Here is an 18,453-nt window from a genome sequence, read left to right on the forward strand (position 1 = left end):
CCTTGTAGCTGGATGGTCAGCATAGCCAGCAAGAACCGCGCCTGCCCAGTGCTTTCATCCGGCCAGCAGGCACGGTGGCGGGCACCGTTCAACCCAACGGGTCAGTTGTTCATGGGCGTACGCCAGTTGCAACACCGCATGGTCGGCCTGGGCCGGGCCTATGATCTGCAGGCCCGTGGCCAAGCCGACGCTGTTGAAGCCGACCGGTACGCTGATGCTCGGCAAGCCCGCCAGGGTCGGCCCGATCACCACCTCCATCCAGCGATGGTAGGTGTCCATCGCCTGCCCCCCGACCACCGTCGGCCACGCCAGTTTGGCATCGAATGGGAACACCTGGGCAGCCGGCAACAGCAGGTAGTCGTAACGTTCGAACAGGCTGGCCACGGCGCGGTACCAGTCGCTGCGGTCCAGCGAAGCCTGGTACAGCGCTGCCGCACTCAGTTGCAAGCCACCCTCCACCTCCCACTGTGCTTCGGGCTTGAGCAAGCCGCGCCTGGCGGGGTCGGCATAGGCCGCGCCGAGGTTGCCGTGCACCAGGAAGTGGCGGTGGGTGAGCCAGCATTGCCATAAACGCGCCAGGTCGAATGCCGGTTGGCAAGCCTCGACCCGGCAGCCCAGTTCAGCGAAATCGGCCAACGCCGCCTCGCACAGGCCCATCACCCCGTCATCCATCGGCAGGTAGCCGTTGTAGTCACCCAGCCAGCCAACCCGCACGCCACGAAAGTCGCGCTGCAGCCCGGCGGCGAAATCACGCGGGCCATCGCTCAGCGACAGCGGCACCCGTGCATCAACGCCGGCCTGGGTCGACAACAGCCGCGCCACATCCACCACGCTGCGCCCCATCGGCCCTTCGGTCGCCAGCTGCTGCACGAATAGTTCAGGGGCCGGACCATGGGGCACACGGCCCTGCGACGGGCGCAGGCCGAACACATTGTTGAACGCCGCCGGGTTGCGCAGCGAACCCATCATGTCGCTGCCGTCTGCCACTGGCAGCAGGCGCATGGCCAGCGCCGCTGCAGCCCCGCCACTGCTGCCGCCGGCCACCCGCTGCGGGTCGTAGGCATTGGTGGTGGTGCCAAACAGGGTGTTGTAGGTTTGCGAGCCGAGGCCGAACTCGGGCACGTTGCTTTTGCCAACGATCAGCGCCCCGCTCGCCCGCACCCGCGCCACGCTGATTGCGTCATGCTCGGGTACCTGTTCGGCGAACAACGGCGAGCCCAGAGTGGTGCGCAGCCCGGCAGTGGCAGCCAGGTCCTTGATCGCCTGTGGCATGCCGTGCATCCAGCCGCGGGAATGGCCTCGCATCAGCTCGCGGTCACGCTCGTCGGCCTCGGCCAACACCGCCTCGGCCGGGCGCAGCGACACCAGCGCGTTGACCTGCGGGTTGCAGCGGTCGATGTGCGCCAGGTAGGCCTGCATCACCTCCCGGCACGAGAGCTGCCGGGCATGGATGGCCTGGGACAATGCTTCGGCATCGAGGGCAACGATGGGGTCGATGGCTAACGGCTTCACGGTTTTACTCCAAGGTTGAAAGTGGCGGGCTTGCCCGCCCGGGGTGCTTCTTTCAGGCAGTAGGTGCCCAGCAACGTCAGCAGGCAGGCAAACAGCACGTAGAACGACGGTGCCACCGGGGTACCCAGCACCTTGGTAAGCCAGGTGACGATCAACGGGGCAAAGCCGCCGAACACCATCACCGCCACGTTGTAGGCCACCGAGACGCCGGTGGAACGCACCTCCACCGGGAACTGTTCGGCCAGGGCAGTAGGTGCCGGCCCGAAGAAGCCGCCAATGGCCGTGCACAGCAGTAGTTGCATCACCAGCAGGCGCTCCAGCGAAGGCGCGGCGGCCACCCACACATACAGCGGGTAGACCATCACGAAAAAGGCCAAAGTGAAGGCCATCAGCACCGGGCGCCGCCCGACCCGGTCAGACAACGCCCCGGCCAGGGGAATGACCACGGTCATCAGCCCCACGGCCAGCATCTGCACCATCAGCACCTGGTCCAGCGGCAGCCCGAGGCTCTTGTGGGCAAAAGTCGGCATGTTCACCAGCACCACGTAGAACGACACCGTCGCGCCACAGGCCAGGCCCATCGACACCAGCAGGCTGCGGCGATGTTCACGCAATACCTGCCACAGGGTGGGCGACTGGCCCTTGGCCTGGCGGCGCGCCTCGACGAACTCCTCGGGTTCTTCCATGTGCTTGCGTATCCACAGCCCGACCGGGCCGATCAGCAGGCCGAGCACGAACGGGATCCGCCAGCCCCAGCTGTCCAGCGCTTCTGGCGAACACAGGTGGGTCACCAAGGCCACCATCGCCGCCCCGGAAAACACCGCCAGGCACTGCCCCACCAGTTGCCACGAACCGTACAGGCCCTTGCGGTGCGCCGGCGCGCTTTCCACCAGAAACGCCGTGGCACTGGCGTACTCGCCACCGGTGGCAAAGCCCTGCAGCATGCGCGCCACCACGATCAGCAGCGGCGCGGCCATGCCGATGGCCAGGTAGTCGGGGGCAAAGGCGATCATGGCGATCGACACGGTCATCAGGCGGATGATCAACTGCATCGCCGCCTTGCGGCCCTTGCGGTCGGAATACATGCCCAGCAACACCCCGCCCACCGGGCGCATGAAAAAGCCGACGCCAAAGGTGGCCAGGGCCATCAGCAGCGAGGCGTATTCGTCATCCGACGGGAAAAACTGCCGGGCAATGATGCTGGCCAGAAAGCCGTAAACAATAAAGTCGTACCACTCCAGGGCGTTGCCGATAACGGCGGCGACCACTTGCCGGGTACGCGACACGCCGGTGCTCGAAGTCTGCATAGGGAACACTCCACACAATGATTGGGTGATCGCCCAGGCGCGGTCGCGCCCGGGTTCCAGCGGCAGTCGTCAAAAAGGAAAGGTCAGGCAGGCGCGAGCCAGCGCTCTGCCAGCGCGCCCCAGTAGGCGGCGCCGGTCAGCAGGATGTCGTCGTTGAAGTCGTAGGCCGGGTTGTGCACCATCGGCCGCGATACACCATTGCCGATGAACAGGTAGGCGCCCGGGCAGCGTTGCAGCATCCAGGCGAAGTCTTCGCTGCCCATCAGCTTGCGGGTGTTGCCATCCACCGCATTGGCGCCCAGCAATTCCACCCCTACCTGCGTGGCAAAAGCGTTTTCTGCCGCATGGTTGACCAGCACCGGGTAGGCCGGGCGGTGCTCGATGCTGGCGCGGCAGCCAAAGCTTTCGGCCTGGCTGACGATGATCGCCCGCACCCGCTCCAGGGCCTGCGCCCGGACTTCGGCGTTGAGTGCGCGCAGGCTCAGGCGCAATAGTGCCTGTTGTGGGATCACGTTGGCCGCTTCACCAGCCTGCAAGGCGCCGACGGTCACCACCGCAGCTTCCTGTGCATCGATGTTGCGCGCCACCACGGTTTGCAGCGCCATCACCACACTGGCCGCCGCCACCAGCGGGTCGACGGTCAGGTGTGGCATCGAACCATGCCCGCCAACCCCGTCGAGGGTCACCGTGAGCAGGTCTTGCGAGGCCATCATCGGCCCCTCGCGAAAACCAAGATGCCCGGCCGGTAGCCCAGGCATGTTGTGCATACCGAACAGGGCATCGCAGGGGAAGCGTTCCAGCAGGCCGTCGGCCAGCATCGCCTCGGCGCCGCCCTGGCCCTCCTCGGCCGGCTGGAAGATCAGCGTCAGCGTGCCGTCAAACTGCCGGGTTGCGGCCAGGTAGCGGGCGGCGCCCAACAGCATGGTGGTGTGACCGTCATGGCCGCAGGCGTGCATGCACCCCTGGTGCTGGCTACTGTAGGCAGCGCCGGTCGCTTCATGAATGGGCAGCGCGTCCATATCGGCACGCAGGCCCAGGCGGCGTGGGCTGCTGCCATTGCGCAGCACGCCGACCACGCCAGTCTTGCCGATGCCGGTATGCACTTCATAACCCCACACCTCCAGCAGGCGGGCAACCAGCGCCGAGGTGCGGCTTTCTTCAAAACCCAGTTCCGGGTGAGCGTGGATATCGTGACGGATCGCGTGCAGGTCGCTGGCCACATCGTTCAGCCAGGCCAGGATGTGCTGATGTCGGGACATGTAGAGTCTCCTCGCGCGGGTGGTTTCCCGTTCTTTTTGTTTGCCTTGAGGTCACGACGGGTAAGGCAGGTCGTGCTTTACGACAGGTTTACGCGAGTGAAGCGGGAGCACAATTGAATGTGGTTCCGCTGGGTGGAACCAGTGCAGGGCTTGGCGCCTCAACCGCACTTTACTGTTACCTTCAGCACTTCCCCCAGCCAAGGATTGCGTCATGCCCCCACGCCAAACCACCCCGAACGGCTTCGTCCGCGTGCGCGGTGCCCGCGAGCACAACCTGAAGAACATCGATGTCGATATCCCCCGCGACGCTTTGGTGGTGTTTACGGGCGTGTCTGGCTCGGGCAAGTCTTCGCTGGCCTTTTCCACGTTGTATGCCGAAGCCCAGCGCCGCTATTTCGAGTCGGTAGCGCCCTATGCCAGGCGCCTGATCGACCAGGTTGGTGTGCCGGACGTGGATGCCATCGAAGGCCTGCCGCCGGCGGTGGCCTTGCAGCAGCAACGCGGTACGCCGAGTGCCCGCTCTTCGGTGGGCAGCGTGACCACGCTGTCCAGCTCGATTCGCATGCTCTACTCCCGTGCCGGCCACTATCCGGCCGGCCAAGCGATGCTGTACGCCGAAGACTTTTCACCGAACACGCCCCAGGGCGCCTGCCCGGAATGCCACGGCCTGGGCCGGGTCTATGAGGTGACCGAAGCGACCATGGTCCCCGACCCGTCGCTGACCATCCGCGAGCGCGCGGTGGCTTCGTGGCCAATGGCCTGGCAGGGGCAGAACCAGCGCGACATCCTGGTAACCCTGGGCTATGACGTCGACATTCCCTGGCGCGACCTGCCCCAGGCGCAGCGCGACTGGATCCTGTTCACCGAAGAGACACCCACCGCACCGGTGTATGCCGGCCTGACCCCGGCGCAAACCCGCGCAGCGCTCAAGCGCAAGCAGGAGCCCAGCTATCAGGGCACCTTCATGGGTGCCCGCCGCTATGTGCTGCACACTTTCATGCACTCGCAAAGCGCGCAAATGCGCAAACGCGTAGCCCAGTTCATGCGCCCCAGCCCTTGCCCGCAATGCCAGGGCAAGCGCCTCAAGCGCGAGGCGCTGGGCGTGACCTTCGCCGGCCTGGACATCGCCGAGCTGTCACACCTGTCATTGCAGGCGCTGGCCGAGGTGTTCCGCACCGTTGCGGCAGCGGACTACCTGACACAACAGCAGGACGACCTGACCCTTGAAAAGCGCCTGGCCGCCCAACGGATCGCCAACGAGTTGCTGGAGCGCATCGACACGCTGCTCGACCTTGGCCTCGGGTACCTGGCCCTGGAGCGCAGCACCCCGACCTTGTCCTCCGGTGAGCTGCAACGCCTGCGCCTGGCCACCCAGCTGAATTCGCAGCTGTTCGGCGTGATCTACGTGCTCGACGAGCCATCGGCCGGTTTGCACCCGGCCGACAGCGAAGCGCTGTACGAGGCCTTGCAGCGCCTGAAGCACGCCGGCAACTCGGTGTACGTGGTCGAGCATGACCTGGACACCATGCGCCGCGCCGACTGGCTGGTGGATGTGGGGCCCGCTGCCGGTGAGCACGGTGGCACCATCCTCTACAGTGGGCCGCCCGCAGGGCTGGCCGGGGTCGAGCAGTCTTGCACCCGCGCCTACCTGTTCGGTGCACCGGCCCAGGCCGCACGTGCGCCACGCCAAGCCCACGACTGGTTGAAGCTCGAAGGCATCACCCGCAACAACCTCGATAACCTCAGCGCCGAGTTTCCGCTGGGCTGCTTCACCGCCGTTACCGGGATTTCCGGCTCGGGCAAGTCCAGCCTGGTCAGCCAGGCCCTGCTGGAACTGGTGGGCGCGCACCTGGGCCATGCCGAGCAGCGTAGCGAGGCAGAAGAGCAGAGCCTGGAGGACGAACCCGAGCAAACCAGCAGGGGGCAGGTCAGCGCCGGCCTGGGTAGCATCAAGCGCCTGGTACAAGTCGACCAGAAGCCGATCGGCCGCACGCCTCGCTCCAACCTGGCCACCTACACCGGCCTGTTCGACCATGTGCGCAAGCTGTTCGCTGCCACCGAACAGGCCAAGGCCCAGGGTTTCGACGCCGGGCGCTTTTCCTTCAACGTCGCCAAGGGCCGTTGCGCCAATTGTGAAGGTGAAGGGTTTGTCAGCGTCGAGTTACTGTTCATGCCCAGCGTCTATGCGCCCTGCCCGACCTGCCATGGCGCCCGCTACAACCCCGAAACCCTGGCTGTCAGCTGGCAAGGCATGAACATCGCCCAGGTGCTGCAACTGACGGTCGACCAGGCCCTGCAGGTATTTGCCGAACAGCCACCGGCGCGCCGTTGCCTGCAAGTGCTGCAGGATATCGGCCTGGGCTACCTGCGCCTGGGCCAGCCGGCCACCGAGCTGTCCGGTGGCGAAGCGCAGCGGATCAAGCTGGCTACCGAACTGCAACGCCAGGCCCGCGGGGCAACCCTGTATGTGCTGGATGAGCCCACCAACGGCTTGCACCCGCAAGACATCGACCGGCTGCTGGTGCAGTTGAACCGCCTGGTCGACGGTGGGCACAGCGTGGTGGTGGTCGAGCATGACATGCGCGTGGTGGCGCAGAGCGACTGGGTGATCGATATCGGGCCAGGGGCCGGGGATGCCGGGGGCAAGGTGGTGGTCAGTGGCACGCCGCAGGTGGTGGCTGAAAGTAGGGAGAGTCGCACAGCGGAGTTTCTGGCCAAAGCTCTGTAGCCTGTACCGGCCCATCGCCGGCAAGCCAGCTCCCACAGGGACTGCACATGACTTAAGGTCGATGCGGTCAAGGTGGGAGCTGGCTTGCCGGCGATGAGGCCGATAAAGGCAACACAAGGCTGATGCCAGTACATTGCCAGGTTCGCGGGATGCCGTTTAGAATGCGATCAATTCTTAATTACACCCTTCTCCCGGAACCTCGCGCACGCCATGCCGCCCGCCGACCCTACTCTCAACCTGCAGGTCCAGACGCTGTACACCGAGCACCATGGCTGGCTGCAGGGCTGGCTGGGGCGCAAACTCGGCAATGCCTGCGATGCAGCCGACCTGGCGCACGACACATTCGTGCGCCTGCTCAGCCGCCAGGGCAATAGCTACTTCGGCAGCGAACCCCGGGCCTTGCTTACCCACATCGCCAAGGGCCTGGTGGTCGACCGCTGGCGCCGCCAGGATGTCGAGCGCGCCTACCTGGAAGCCATCGCCCACTTGCCGCAACCCGAGGTACCCTCGCCGGAAACACGCTGGCTGATCCTTGAAACCCTGTACCGCATCGACGCCATGCTGCGCGACATGCCGGCGCGGGTACGCCAAGTGTTCCTGCTGTCGCAACTGGACGGGCTGACCTATGCGCAAATCGCCGAACAGCTGCAGTTGTCGCTGATCACCATCAAACGTGACATGCGCACGGCCTTCCTCGCCTGCCTGAGCATCGACTGATGACAGCCCGTATCGACCCGCTGATCCTTGGCGAAGCCGCTGACTGGCTGGTGCACCTGCAATCGGGCACGGCCACCGAGGACGATCACCACGCCGTGCAGGCCTGGTGCCAACGCAGCGCCCAGCACGCCCAGGCCTGGCAGCGTGCCGAGGCCATCCTGGGTGATTTCCGTCGCCTGCCCACCCCCGTTACCGGTGAAACCCTGCGCCGCCTGAGCCGTAACGGCGCAGTCAGCCGCCGCCAGGCCTTGCATCGCCTGGGGCTGTGGCTGCTGGCAGCACCCGCGGCGTTGTTGGCCTGGCGTGAAGCCCCCTGGCAGCAATGGACCGCCGATGCCCGCACTGCGGTCGGCGAGCAACGCGCGTTGACACTTGCCGACGGCAGCCAAGTGCTGCTGAACACCGACACAGCCATCGATATCACCTTCGACGCCCGACAGCGCCGCATCGACCTGCTGGCGGGCGAAATCCTGCTTACCAGCGCCAAGGACCCTGCCACCCCGGCGCGGCCATTGCTAGTGCGTACCCTGCATGGCCAGGCCATTGCACTGGGCACCCGCTTCAGCGTGTACCTCGATGGCCCGTTGACCCGGGTAGCCGTGCTCGCAGGCGCGGTCGAGGCCCGACCGGTGCACGCCACCAGCGGCCTGCTGCTCCGGGCCGGCGAGCGCAGCGCTTTCGATGCCGACCGGGTACTGCCCGCCTCTGCGCTGGAAGCCGGTGACCTGGCCTGGGAGCACGGGATGCTGCTGGCCCGTGACATGCGCCTGGCCGATCTGCTGCAGGCGTTGGCCCGCTATCGCCACGGCGTGCTGCGCTGCCACCCGGCAGTGCGCGAGCTGAAGGTGTCCGGCGCCTTCCCGCTGGCCGACACCGATGCCAGCCTGCGGCTGCTGAGCGACACCCTTCCGGTCACCATCCAGGGCCTCACCCGCTATTGGGTGACCGTAGAACCCCTCGGCTAACGCGGCCCCGGTAGGAGCGGCCTTGTGTCGCGATGGAGCGCGTAGCGGTCCCAGATTCTATGCCTTCTTGCAAGATTGCCGGGGCCGCTTTGCGGCCCATCGCGACGCAAGGCCGCTCCTACAGGGGCCGTGAACATTTCGGTGATACCTTTTCCTGCGTCGTCCGGTGATGAGTGCAGAACCTTCATTTTCTGCACCCACAGGACCCTCGCATGACGCCTCGCCAGACGTACCGCTTGCCATTAAAGGCCCTGAGCCTTGCCATCGCCATGGCCACCCTGGCCCCCACAGCGATGGCCACCGACGCCACCCCGCGCACCTACCACCTGGCTGCCGGGCCACTGGCCGACGTCCTGGCGCGCTTTGCCGCCAGCGCCGGGGTACCGCTGTCGTTCGACCCCGCGTTGCTCAAGGGCGCACAAAGCCAAGGGCTTGAGGGCAGCTACAGCGTGCCGGAAGGCTTCGCCCGCCTGCTGGCCGGCAGTGGCTACAGCCTGATAACCACCGACAGTGGCGGCTACACCCTGGCGCCGACGGTCGACCTGGGCAATGCCCTGGAACTGGGCGCGACCACCATCAACAGCGACCTGGCCGCCAACAGCAACACCTGGCAAGGCGGCCAGGTCGCCCGCAGCGCCCGCCTGGGCGTGCTCGGCGACCAGGCAATCAGCGACGTGCCGTTCAGTGTTACCAGCTACACCGCCAAGACCATCGCCGACCAGCAAGCCCGTACCTTGGGTGACGTGCTGCTCAACGACGCCTCGGTGCGCCAGTCGGCCGGCTTCGGCAACTTCTCGCAAGTGTTCACCATCCGCGGCCTGCCGTTGAACACCGATGACATCAGTTACAACGGCCTGTACGGGGTGCTGCCGCGGCAGATCGTCACCACCGAAGCCCTTGAGCGGGTCGAGGTGTTCAAGGGCTCCAACGCGTTTCTCAATGGTGTCGCCCCGCAGGGCAGCGGCATTGGCGGTGCCATCAACCTGGTGCCCAAGCGCGCCGAAGACACCCCCACTCGCCATATCACCCTCGACTATGCCACCGGCGACAACATCGGCGGCCACCTCGACCTGGGCAAGCGCTTTGGTGAAGACAACCGCTTCGGCGCACGCATCAACCTGGCCCAGCATGACGGCGGCACCGGCGTCGACGACGAAGCCCAGCATTCCACCCTGGTTGCCGTGGCCCTGGACTACCGTGGCGAACGCCTGCGCCTGTCCACCGACCTGGGTTACCAGAAAGAGCGCATCAACCAGGGCCGGGCGGTGATCTACCCCAACGGCAGCAAAGTGCCCCACGCCCCGTCGGCACGCGACAACTACTCGCAGGACTGGACCTGGTCGCAGCTCGAAGACACCTACGGCATGGTCAACGCCGAGTACGACCTGAACGACAACTGGATGCTGTACGCCGGCGCCGGCGCCAAGCACACCCGCGAAAATGGCGAGTATTCCTCCCTGTACGTCAGCGACGACAACGGCACCGCGCGCGGTGGTTTCCTCTACTCGCCCCACGACGAAGACAACAAGAGCGCCGTTGCCGGGCTGAATGGCCGCTTCCTCACCGGCCCGGTCAGCCACCGCTTCAATTTCGGCCTGTCGGGCATGTGGGGTGAGCAGCGCTCGGCCTATGAGGCGCTGGCTGCGGCCAAGCGCTACGACAGCAACCTGTACAACCCGGTGAAGGTGCCGCGCCCGACCGATACCTATTTCGGCAGCGACCTGCACGACCCGCGTATTGTCGGCAAGAACCGCAACAAGAGCGTGGCGTTGTCCGACACCCTGGGCTTTTTCGATGACCGCGTGCTGCTGACCGTGGGCGTGCGCCGCCAGTCGATCAGCGTGGACAGCTGGGCGACCGCCACCGGTGTGCGCAACACGCCGTACGACGAGTCCATCATTACTCCGGTCTATGGCCTGGTCATCAAGCCCTGGGAGCATGTGTCGTTCTATGCCAACCGCATCGAAGGCCTGGCCCAGGGCCCGACAGCGCCCTCCAGCGTCAGCAACGCCAACGAAGTGTTCCCGCCCAAGCGCAGCAAGCAGGTCGAGGCCGGGGTGAAGCTGGACTGGAACAGTTTCGGCGCCACCTTGGGTGTGTACCGCATCGAACAACCCAACAGCGTTACCTATCGCGCACCCGGCGCAACGCTGGACACCTTCAGCATGGACGGCGAGCAGGTCAACAAGGGTGTGGAACTGAACCTGTTCGGTGAACCGGTGGACGGCCTGCGCCTGTTGACCGGCGCCGTGTTCATGCACACCGAGCAGAAGAACACCGCCAATGGCAGCAATGACGGCAACCGCGCTGCCGGCGTGCCGCGCTTCCAGTACAACCTGGGGGCCGACTGGGACGTGCCAGGCATCCAGGGCGCCGCACTCAGCGCCCGGGTGCTGCGTACCGGCGGCCAGTATGTGAATGCGGCCAACAGCCTGAGCATCCCGGCCTGGACCCGCGTGGACCTGGGCGGGCGCTACCGCTTCAAGGTCGATGACAAGCAGGTGACGTTGCGCGCCAACGTAGAGAACGTGGCGAACAAGGCGTACTGGGCATCGGCGTCGACCTCGAACAACTACCTGACCCAAGGTACGCCGCGCGTGCTGCGCTTGTCGGCCAGTATAGATTTCTGATGAGCGCGTAATGCGCTTGCCTTGAGGGTTGCAGCGCCTATCAGATCGAGCGCCGCCCGCGCGGCGCATCGCGAGCTGCGCTCGCTCCTACGTTTGTTTCGGGCCAGTTATTTCTGTGGGATTTGCGCGCGAACGCCTTGGTACAATGTTCGATATCGCGTCATGCAAACCAGGCGGTCGCGCGCCTCTGGCACAGGCATGACTGGCCTAAAACAAACGTAGGAGCGAGCGCAGCTCGCGATGCGCCGCGCGGGCGGCGCTCGATCTCCATCCCACCACAAAAACCAAAGCATGCACCTAGCAGCACCAACCACCGCTCAAGTACAGTTTGCCCCATGGACAAATACGCCCCCCGCCAGTGGCTCCCCCACGAAAAACCCAGCTTGCCGGGCTCGCCCTCCACGCCCTTGCATTCGCCAGGCAAACGCCTGGCCTACGGGGTGGTCGGCCTGCTGGTAGCCATCACCGGTGGCCTGGGCAACGCGCTGGTCACCGCCAATCTGGTGTTCCTGCAGGGCGCCCTGGGTGCGACCACCGCAGAAATGGCCTGGCTGCCCGCCGCCTACGTCATGACCAACGTGTCCATCAACCTGTTGCTGGTGAAGTTCCGCCAACAGTTCGGCCTGCGCGCGTTCACCGAAGTGTTCCTGGTGCTGTATGCCTTGGTCACCTTCGCCCACCTGCTGGTCAACGACCTCAACTCGGCCATCGCCGTGCGTGCGGCCCACGGCATGGTCGGCGCAGCGCTCAGCTCGCTGGGGCTGTACTACATGATCCAGGCGTTCCCCGCGCAATGGCGGCTGAAGGCGATGGTGCTGGGCCTGGGCGCCTCGCAACTGGCGCTGCCGCTGGCGCGGATCTTTTCCGAAGACCTGCTGCAGATCGCCGAATGGCGTGGCCTGTACCTGTTTGAACTGGGCCTGGCGCTGGCGGCGCTGGGTTGCGTACTGATGCTCAAGCTGCCGCCCGGTGACCGTTTCAAGACGTTCGAGCCACTGGACTTCCTGACCTTCACCCTGATGGCCAGCGGCACCGCCCTGCTCTGCGCGGCGCTGTCGCTGGGGCGCATCGACTGGTGGCTGGAGGCGCCGTGGATCGGCGTGGCACTGGCGGCCTCGATCGCGCTGATTTTCAGCGGCCTGGCCATCGAGCACAACCGGCGCAACCCGTTGCTGATGACCCACTGGCTGGGCAGCGGTGCAATCATTCGCCTGGCCCTGTGTGTGGTGCTGATCCGCATGGTGACCTCCGAACAGTCCACCGGCGCGGTCGGATTCCTGCAGGCGCTGAACATGGGCAGCGAGCAGATGCGCACACTGTACTGGATCATGCTGCTGGGTGCGGTGGCGGGCCTGGCCAGCAGTGCCCTGACCATCAACCCCAACCACCTGGTGATCCCGCTGCTGGTCTCGCTGCTGGCGATGGCCACAGGCGCGTTCATGGACAGCAGCTCAAGCAACCTCACACGCCCGGCACAGATGTACTTCAGCCAGTTCCTGCTGGCGTTTGGCAGCACTTTTTTCCTCGGCCCGTCGATGGCCCTGGGCATCAGCCATGTGCGCGCCAACCCGCGCAACCTGGTGAGTTTTTCGGTGTTGTTCGGTATCTGCAACAACCTCGGCGGCCTGATTGGCGCAGCGCTGCTGGGCACCTTCCAGACCTGGCGGGAAAAATTCCACTCCAGCCACCTGATGGACCGCATCAGCTTCCTGGAACCGTTGGTTACCGCCCGCGTACAAAGCGGCGGAGCCGGTTACGGCGGCATCTTCGCCGACCCGGCCCTGCGCAATGAGGCCGGCATGCGTGTGCTGGCCAATGCCGCCACCCGCGAAGCGAATGTAATGGCCTACAACGATGTGTTCGTGCTGATTGGCAGCATCGCTATCCTGACCATGATCTGGATCTGCATCCGTAGCACCTGGCTCTGGTACGCAAGGCGCCAGAGCACCTCCACCGACTCCACCCCTGGCGCGCCCACCCGATGACCGACGACACCCGCACCACAACCACCACTGCCATCGCCGAAACCCCAGAAGGCACTACTCCGCCCAGCGAGCCGACCAGCCCGGTGCGCTCGCGGCGGATGCGCATCCTTTCCACAGTCAGCTTTGCCTGCGTGGCCCTGGCCGGCATCCTGCTGGTGCTGTATGCCTGGCGCCTGCCGCCATTCGGCAGCGCCATCGAAAGTACCGAAAATGCCCTCATACGCGGCCAGGTGACCATCATCGGCCCGCAACTCAGTGGCTACATCGTCGACGTGCCGGTGCACGACTTCCAGTTCGTCAAGGCCGGTGACCTGCTGGTGCAACTGGACGACCGCATCTACAAGCAGCGCCTGGCCCAGGCCATTGCCCAGTTGCAGCAACAGCAGGCGGCCCTGGCCAACAACCTGCAGCAGCGCAACAGCGCCGAAGCCACCATTGCCCAGCGCCAGGCAGCCATCGGGGATGCGGCGGCCCAGGCTGCCAAGGCCAAAGCCGACCTTGGCCGCAATCAGGCGCTGGTCAATGACGGCTCGGTGTCGCGCCGCGACCTGGACCTGGCCCGGGCCAGTGAAGCCGCTGCCGTCGCCAGCCTGGCCCAGGCCAAAGCGGCGCTGGAAATCGCCCGCCAGGACCGCGAAACGGTGGTGGTCAACCGGGCGGCGCTACAAGCCTCGGTGGAGAACGCCAAGGCGGCTGTGGAGCTGGCGCGCATCGACCTCGACAACACCCGGGTTACCGCCCCGCGCGACGGCCAGCTTGGCCAGATCGGTACCCGCCTGGGGGCTTATGTAAATTCCGGCGCGCAATTGATGGCGCTGGTGCCCGACACCCTGTGGGTGATTGCCAACATGAAGGAAACCCAGATGGCCAATGTACGCATCGGCCAACCAGTGAGCTTCACCGTGGATGCGCTCAACCACCTCAAGCTGCAGGGGCACGTGCAGCAGATTTCACCGGCTGCCGGCTCGGAGTTCGCCCTGCTGCAGGCGGACAATGCCACCGGCAACTTCGTCAAGATTGCCCAGCGTATCCCGGTGCGCATTACCGTGGATGCCGATCAGGCGGCGGCCAGGCACCTGCGGCCGGGGATGTCGGTGGTGGTCAGTATCGACACGCGCTGAAGCCGAAACTGGCTTACATCCACCAAGCCAACACCACCGGCAACCAGGCAAACGACAGCACCGTCGAACACATCACCAGGTTCGCCACCTGCTCCGGCTCGCGGTTGGCGCGCACCGCCATCAGGTAGTTGAACACTGCCACCGGCATCGCCGACTGCACCACCAGCACCGCTCGCTCCAGGTTGTCCATGCCCAGCGCCGCCCCCACTGCCCAACCCATCGCAGCCCCCAGGCCGATGCGCAAACCGCCCAGCAGCAGCCCACTGCCCACATGACGCAGGCGAATGCTGGCCAGCGATACGCCCAGGGTCAGCAGCATCAGCGGGATGGTCATGCCCCCCAGCAGGTCTGCGGTGTTGGCCAACCAGCGCGGCAGTTCGAAATCGAGAAAGATGATGGGCATGGCGCCCGCCAGGCTGATGACGATCGGGTTGCGCAGCAGCGCCTTGAGCGAAGCCGCCGTGCCGGAGATGGCCATGCCGATTGTGAACTGCACGATCGACAGGGTCAGGAAAAACGCCACGGCCAGTGCCAGGCCGTGCTCACCGAAGGCGTACAGGCTGATTGGCAAGCCCATATTGCCGGTGTTGGGGAACATGAACGCCGGCAGCAGCACGCGCCAATGCATGCCAGAAGCGCGACACACCAGCAACGCGGCCAGGGCCATACCCAGGGTGCACAGCAAGCAGGCGACGGCCATGCTGGTGAACGCGTTCGGGTTCAGCTCGGTGCGGCTGAGGGTGGACAGCACCAGCGACGGGGTGCCGACGGTCATCACCACCCGGGCGATGAAGTCGGTGGGGTAGTCCAGGCCCTTGCGGGCCCAGGCAAAGCCGATGCCGGCAACGATGAAAACCGGGGCCAGGACTGCGAACAGCGACGCGAACATGGTGGGCCTTCCTTGGTGTGGATGCAGCATTATGCAGCAGTCTGCGCAATTGCCCAGGCGACCCCGTCTCCTGTAGGAGCAGCCTTGTGCTGCGAAGAGGCCATTTCAGCCACAAACAACCTCAAGGCTTGCCGGCCCTTTCGCAGCGCAAGGCTGCTCCTACAAACATCCCATCGCAGTCATCGAAAATGTCTGCCCAAGACACTTTCATGTCGCCCTTGGACTGCGGCGTCTCGTCGCATACGGTTGCCCCTTGGGCAAACGCTTCCAAGCCCGTAGAATCCCGCTTCCTTTTCGCCCGTCGCCTTGAACGGTGGCAACCCGCAGCAATGACAGAGTCCGTGCCTGAACACATGAACGCACATGTGAAATAGGCTCAACCCTCCCCGCACAGCCCTGTTCCCGACAGGCCCAGCGGTTGAGTCTTGCCCAGGTCGCATCCGTGTAGCCACTCGCCCCCTTGTCGGGTCGAGCCGGTGCGCGTCCGAGAAGGCGCTCATTCCGCTCATCCAACTAGAGGTTCGTATGTCTCCGCGTTTGCTGGCCATGGCGCTGGCGCCCCTGCTCGGGCTGTTCATCATTGCCCTGGGCAACGGCTTCATGTCTTCCCTGACTACCCTGCGCCTGGGCGCTGCCGGTGAATCGGCCACCACCATCGGTGTCGTCTCGTCGACCTACTTCATCGGCCTGACCCTGGGTGCCATCTTCAACGACCGGCTGATCTTGCGCATCGGCCATATCCGCGCCTACACCAGCTTCGCTTCGCTGATTGCCGCGACCATCCTGCTGCAGGGGCTGTTCTACGACGTCACCTGGTGGTCGGTGCTGCGCCTGATCAACGGCTGGGCGGCAGTCGGCGTGTTCCTGGTGATCGAAAGCTGGCTGCTGCTGGCCGGCGACGCGAAGATCCGCGGCCGCCTGCTGGCGCTGTACATGATTGCCTTCTACGGCGCCGGGGTGATCGCCCAGGCGGGCCTTGGCGAAATCACCCAGCTTGGCGACACCGCGCCGTTCATGCTGGCGGGTGTGCTGGCGGCCCTGTCGGTGCTGCCTATCGTGATCCTGCCGCGGGTATCGCCGTTGCTGGACCAGGTCGAACCCCTCAAGCCCCGCCAATTGCTGGGTGTGGCCCCGTCGGGCCTGGTTGGCTGCTTCGGTTCGGGCGTGGCGATTGCCGGTATCTATGCCCTGCTGCCGCTGTACCTGCAGCGCATTGGCCTGGAAGTGGGCGAGGTCGGCAACATGATGGCCTGGGTGATCCTCGGCGCCATGCTGCTGCAATACCCGGTGGGCCGCTGGTCCGACCGCAAGGACCGTCAGGATGTACTGATCGCCCTGGCCGCGCTGTGCGTGGTGCTTTCGCTGATCACGGTGTTCCTGCCGTCGGACTCGTTCCTGCTGCCGGCCATGCTGTTCCTGCTGGGTGGCGGCGTGTTTACCCTGTACCCGGTGGCGGTCAGCCATGCGGCCGACCGGGCGCCGTCCGATGCACTGGTACCGATGATTCAAGGCTTGCTGCTGATCAACTCGCTGGGTTCGGCCATGGCACCGGTGGCGATTTCGCCGATGATGACCGAGTTTGGCGAGGCCGGGTTGTTCTGGGCCTTTGCCGTGGTCAACCTGGCCATGGTGTGCTTCTTCATGTGGCGCCGCGGCAAGCGCCCGGCCGCAGAGCACCCGGCACCGTTCACTGCGTCGACCACCTTCTCGCCAACCGGCGCCGAGCTGCGGGTGACCGAAGACCTGATGCATGCGGCGCAGGAGCACCCGCCGCTGGAGCCGGTGGAACCTGTCCAAGCTACCCGTAGCGAAACGCACTGAACCAAAGGGCTGCTGTGCAGCCCAATCGCCGGCAAGCCAGCTCCCACAAGTACTGCACAGGCCTTGAGCTGGCGCGCCCCTGTGGGAGCTGGCTTGCCGGCGATTGGGCCGCACAGCGGCCCCGCCCCAGCTACCACCCGTCGCCCAGACGGCACCCCGCCGGTGGTACTCAGCCAAACGAATGACAGATCATCCGCCAAGGAGAACTTCCATGATCCGCATTCGCTCCCTCTCCCTGTGCCTGGCGCTCGCGCTGGCCAGTCTCACCGGCACCACCTTCGCTGCCACCGACACCAACACCGACAGCCGACCGCAAACCGACCAGTCTGGCGGCAAGACCGCCGGTGACGACAGCAGCGTCAACAGCCCTGGCAGTGGCCAGGACAACGACAGCAGCGACACCGGCAGCAACAGCGATGCCGCAGACGGCGCCGCTGGCGGCTCCAACAGCACAGGCGAGGCGACGGGCTCTGGCGCCGGGCACACTGGCGGCACCGCCGAGGACCAGGACAGCCACTAAGGTTCGCCTCGTCTACACTGCGCCCAAAGCCCTGCCAAGGATTCGCCATGAACGTCAAACCCTGGCTACTCGCAACCCTGCTGCCCTGCACGGCCTTGGCTGGCAGCGGCAATCAGGGTGCGCTGTCGATCAGCTCTTCGTCGTTCACCGATGGGGGCGTGATCGCCCTGCAGCAGGTCGGGCCAGACCCGGCCTGCGGCGCCGGCGAAGAGCGTACCCCGCAGCTGAGCTGGGACAACCTGCCCGCAGGTACAAGGTCGCTGGCGCTGATCATGTTCGATCCGGACGGCGGCAAGGGTATCGGCGTGGTGCACTGGGTCGCCTACAACATCGACCCGGAACAGGATGGGCTGAAGGCAGGCACGGCCGGGCTCAGTGGGCAATACGTGACTGTCGGGCGCAACTCCCGTGGCACCCTCAGCTACCGGGGCCCTTGCCCACCCGCTGGCGATAACCCGCACCATTACGCACTGACCCTGATCGCCACCGACCTGCCATTAGGCACATTGCCCGAAGGCCTCGACCGCAGTGGCCTGTTGCAGTTGCTGCAAGGCCATGCCTTGGGGGCGCAGAGCCTGGTCGGGCGTTACGGCCATTGAACCAACCAGTACAAAAACAAATGATCAGCCCCATAGCATTTATCCATTGAATGGGTCGGTAAAACTGAAGTAAGCTCGGGCTCATTCACTGGAGAGCAACATGCCAAAACACACCCGCAACCACGCCAACCACACCGGTCGCAACCTGCGCCCTGTGCTGGCCGTTGCCGGCTGCGTGGCACCTGCCAGCTATTACTTTGGGTATTGGTTTAGCCACTAGGCGCCGATACCCACACGGCGCCCACCTTCGAGGGGCCGCCGAACATGAGAATACTCAAACCCCCGGTCGGCTCCCCGACCGGGGGTTTTGCTTTTCAGGCCTTTGAACAACACCGATTCCTATTGAGGACAGATTCATGAACTACGCCACTTATTACTACGCAAACACCTATGCATGGCG

At 65.3% G+C, this 18,453-nt stretch carries 13 protein-coding genes; 9 read left to right on the top strand and 4 right to left on the bottom strand.

The features are described 5' to 3' along the window. Nucleotides 1-54: 54 nt before the first annotated feature. The 3 genes from ABOC32_RS18570 to ABOC32_RS18580 all read right to left on the bottom strand — a co-directional run bounded on the left by ABOC32_RS18570 (nt 55) and on the right by ABOC32_RS18580 (nt 4,078). Nucleotides 55-1,512 (bottom strand): amidase, encoded by a 1,458-nt coding sequence (locus tag ABOC32_RS18570; protein ID WP_426808324.1) that lies wholly within the window; start codon nt 1,510-1,512, stop codon nt 55-57. Next, entirely contained in the window at nt 1,509-2,819 is a 1,311-nt protein-coding gene (locus ABOC32_RS18575) for a citrate-proton symporter (RefSeq protein WP_426808325.1), read from the bottom strand. Before ABOC32_RS18575 ends, ABOC32_RS18570 begins: the two co-directional genes overlap by 4 nt. 83 nt (nt 2,820-2,902) lie before the next feature. Beyond that, nucleotides 2,903-4,078, bottom strand: coding sequence for a M20 aminoacylase family protein (locus ABOC32_RS18580; RefSeq protein ID WP_426808326.1), 1,176 nt, complete (start codon nt 4,076-4,078; stop codon nt 2,903-2,905). Nucleotides 4,079-4,289: 211 nt separating this feature from the next. On the opposite strand from ABOC32_RS18580, the gene ABOC32_RS18585 reads away from it, so the two are divergent. The 6 genes from ABOC32_RS18585 to ABOC32_RS18610 all read left to right on the top strand — a co-directional run bounded on the left by ABOC32_RS18585 (nt 4,290) and on the right by ABOC32_RS18610 (nt 14,224). Continuing rightward, a complete protein-coding gene (locus ABOC32_RS18585; protein WP_426808327.1) occupies nt 4,290-6,806 on the top strand; it encodes an excinuclease ABC subunit A in 2,517 nt (838 codons plus the stop codon). A 210-nt stretch (nt 6,807-7,016) separates the two neighbouring features. After that, the gene (locus ABOC32_RS18590) at nt 7,017-7,523 is read left to right on the top strand and encodes a sigma-70 family RNA polymerase sigma factor (RefSeq protein ID WP_043197396.1); all 507 of its coding nucleotides are present in this window, start codon (nt 7,017-7,019) and stop codon (nt 7,521-7,523) included. Continuing rightward, a complete protein-coding gene (locus ABOC32_RS18595; RefSeq protein WP_426808328.1) occupies nt 7,523-8,488 on the top strand; it encodes a FecR domain-containing protein in 966 nt (321 codons plus the stop codon). Before ABOC32_RS18590 ends, ABOC32_RS18595 begins: the two co-directional genes overlap by 1 nt. A 212-nt stretch (nt 8,489-8,700) precedes the next feature. Continuing rightward, the gene (locus ABOC32_RS18600) at nt 8,701-11,118 is read left to right on the top strand and encodes a TonB-dependent siderophore receptor (RefSeq protein ID WP_426808329.1); all 2,418 of its coding nucleotides are present in this window, start codon (nt 8,701-8,703) and stop codon (nt 11,116-11,118) included. 335 nt (nt 11,119-11,453) lie between these two features. After that, a complete protein-coding gene (locus ABOC32_RS18605; RefSeq protein WP_426808330.1) occupies nt 11,454-13,103 on the top strand; it encodes an MFS transporter in 1,650 nt (549 codons plus the stop codon). Then, complete coding sequence (locus ABOC32_RS18610) at nt 13,100-14,224, top strand: HlyD family secretion protein (RefSeq protein WP_426808331.1); 1,125 nt, start codon at nt 13,100-13,102, stop codon at nt 14,222-14,224. Before ABOC32_RS18605 ends, ABOC32_RS18610 begins: the two co-directional genes overlap by 4 nt. A gap of 13 nt (nt 14,225-14,237) precedes the next feature. On the opposite strand, the gene ABOC32_RS18615 is transcribed toward ABOC32_RS18610, so the two are convergent. Next, nucleotides 14,238-15,113: an AEC family transporter gene (locus ABOC32_RS18615; RefSeq protein WP_426808332.1), complete on the bottom strand. Its 876-nt coding sequence runs from the start codon at nt 15,111-15,113 to the stop codon at nt 14,238-14,240. Between the two features lie 525 nt (nt 15,114-15,638). Here ABOC32_RS18615 and ABOC32_RS18620 point away from each other — a divergent pair. The 3 genes from ABOC32_RS18620 (at nt 15,639) to ABOC32_RS18630 (ending at nt 18,053) form a co-directional block, all read left to right on the top strand. Further along, complete coding sequence (locus ABOC32_RS18620) at nt 15,639-16,934, top strand: MFS transporter (RefSeq protein ID WP_426808333.1); 1,296 nt, start codon at nt 15,639-15,641, stop codon at nt 16,932-16,934. Nucleotides 16,935-17,145: 211 nt separating this feature from the next. Further along, nucleotides 17,146-17,454 carry a hypothetical protein gene (locus ABOC32_RS18625; RefSeq protein WP_426808334.1) on the top strand — a complete coding sequence of 103 codons (309 nt, stop codon included), beginning with the start codon at nt 17,146-17,148 and terminating at the stop codon, nt 17,452-17,454. A 47-nt stretch (nt 17,455-17,501) separates the two neighbouring features. Then, on the top strand, nt 17,502-18,053 hold the full coding sequence (locus ABOC32_RS18630) for a YbhB/YbcL family Raf kinase inhibitor-like protein (protein ID WP_426808335.1): 552 nt from the start codon (nt 17,502-17,504) through the stop codon (nt 18,051-18,053). The last annotated feature ends 400 nt before the right edge of the window (nt 18,054-18,453 follow it).

The organism is Pseudomonas sp. WOUb67 (genome assembly GCF_050058005.1).
GTDB lineage: Bacteria > Pseudomonadota > Gammaproteobacteria > Pseudomonadales > Pseudomonadaceae > Aquipseudomonas > Aquipseudomonas putida_R.

Coding starts and splice junctions, on each gene's coding strand:
- ABOC32_RS18575 (WP_426808325.1), bottom strand. CDS start 2,819: ATGCAGACTTCGAGCACCGGCGTGTCGCGTACCCGGCAAGTGGTCGCC.
- ABOC32_RS18585 (WP_426808327.1), top strand. CDS start 4,290: ATGCCCCCACGCCAAACCACCCCGAACGGCTTCGTCCGCGTGCGCGGT.
- ABOC32_RS18595 (WP_426808328.1), top strand. CDS start 7,523: ATGACAGCCCGTATCGACCCGCTGATCCTTGGCGAAGCCGCTGACTGG.
- ABOC32_RS18620 (WP_426808333.1), top strand. CDS start 15,639: ATGTCTCCGCGTTTGCTGGCCATGGCGCTGGCGCCCCTGCTCGGGCTG.
- ABOC32_RS18580 (WP_426808326.1), bottom strand. CDS start 4,078: ATGTCCCGACATCAGCACATCCTGGCCTGGCTGAACGATGTGGCCAGC.
- ABOC32_RS18590 (WP_043197396.1), top strand. CDS start 7,017: ATGCCGCCCGCCGACCCTACTCTCAACCTGCAGGTCCAGACGCTGTAC.
- ABOC32_RS18630 (WP_426808335.1), top strand. CDS start 17,502: ATGAACGTCAAACCCTGGCTACTCGCAACCCTGCTGCCCTGCACGGCC.
- ABOC32_RS18605 (WP_426808330.1), top strand. CDS start 11,454: ATGGACAAATACGCCCCCCGCCAGTGGCTCCCCCACGAAAAACCCAGC.
- ABOC32_RS18600 (WP_426808329.1), top strand. CDS start 8,701: ATGACGCCTCGCCAGACGTACCGCTTGCCATTAAAGGCCCTGAGCCTT.
- ABOC32_RS18615 (WP_426808332.1), bottom strand. CDS start 15,113: ATGTTCGCGTCGCTGTTCGCAGTCCTGGCCCCGGTTTTCATCGTTGCC.
- ABOC32_RS18625 (WP_426808334.1), top strand. CDS start 17,146: ATGATCCGCATTCGCTCCCTCTCCCTGTGCCTGGCGCTCGCGCTGGCC.
- ABOC32_RS18610 (WP_426808331.1), top strand. CDS start 13,100: ATGACCGACGACACCCGCACCACAACCACCACTGCCATCGCCGAAACC.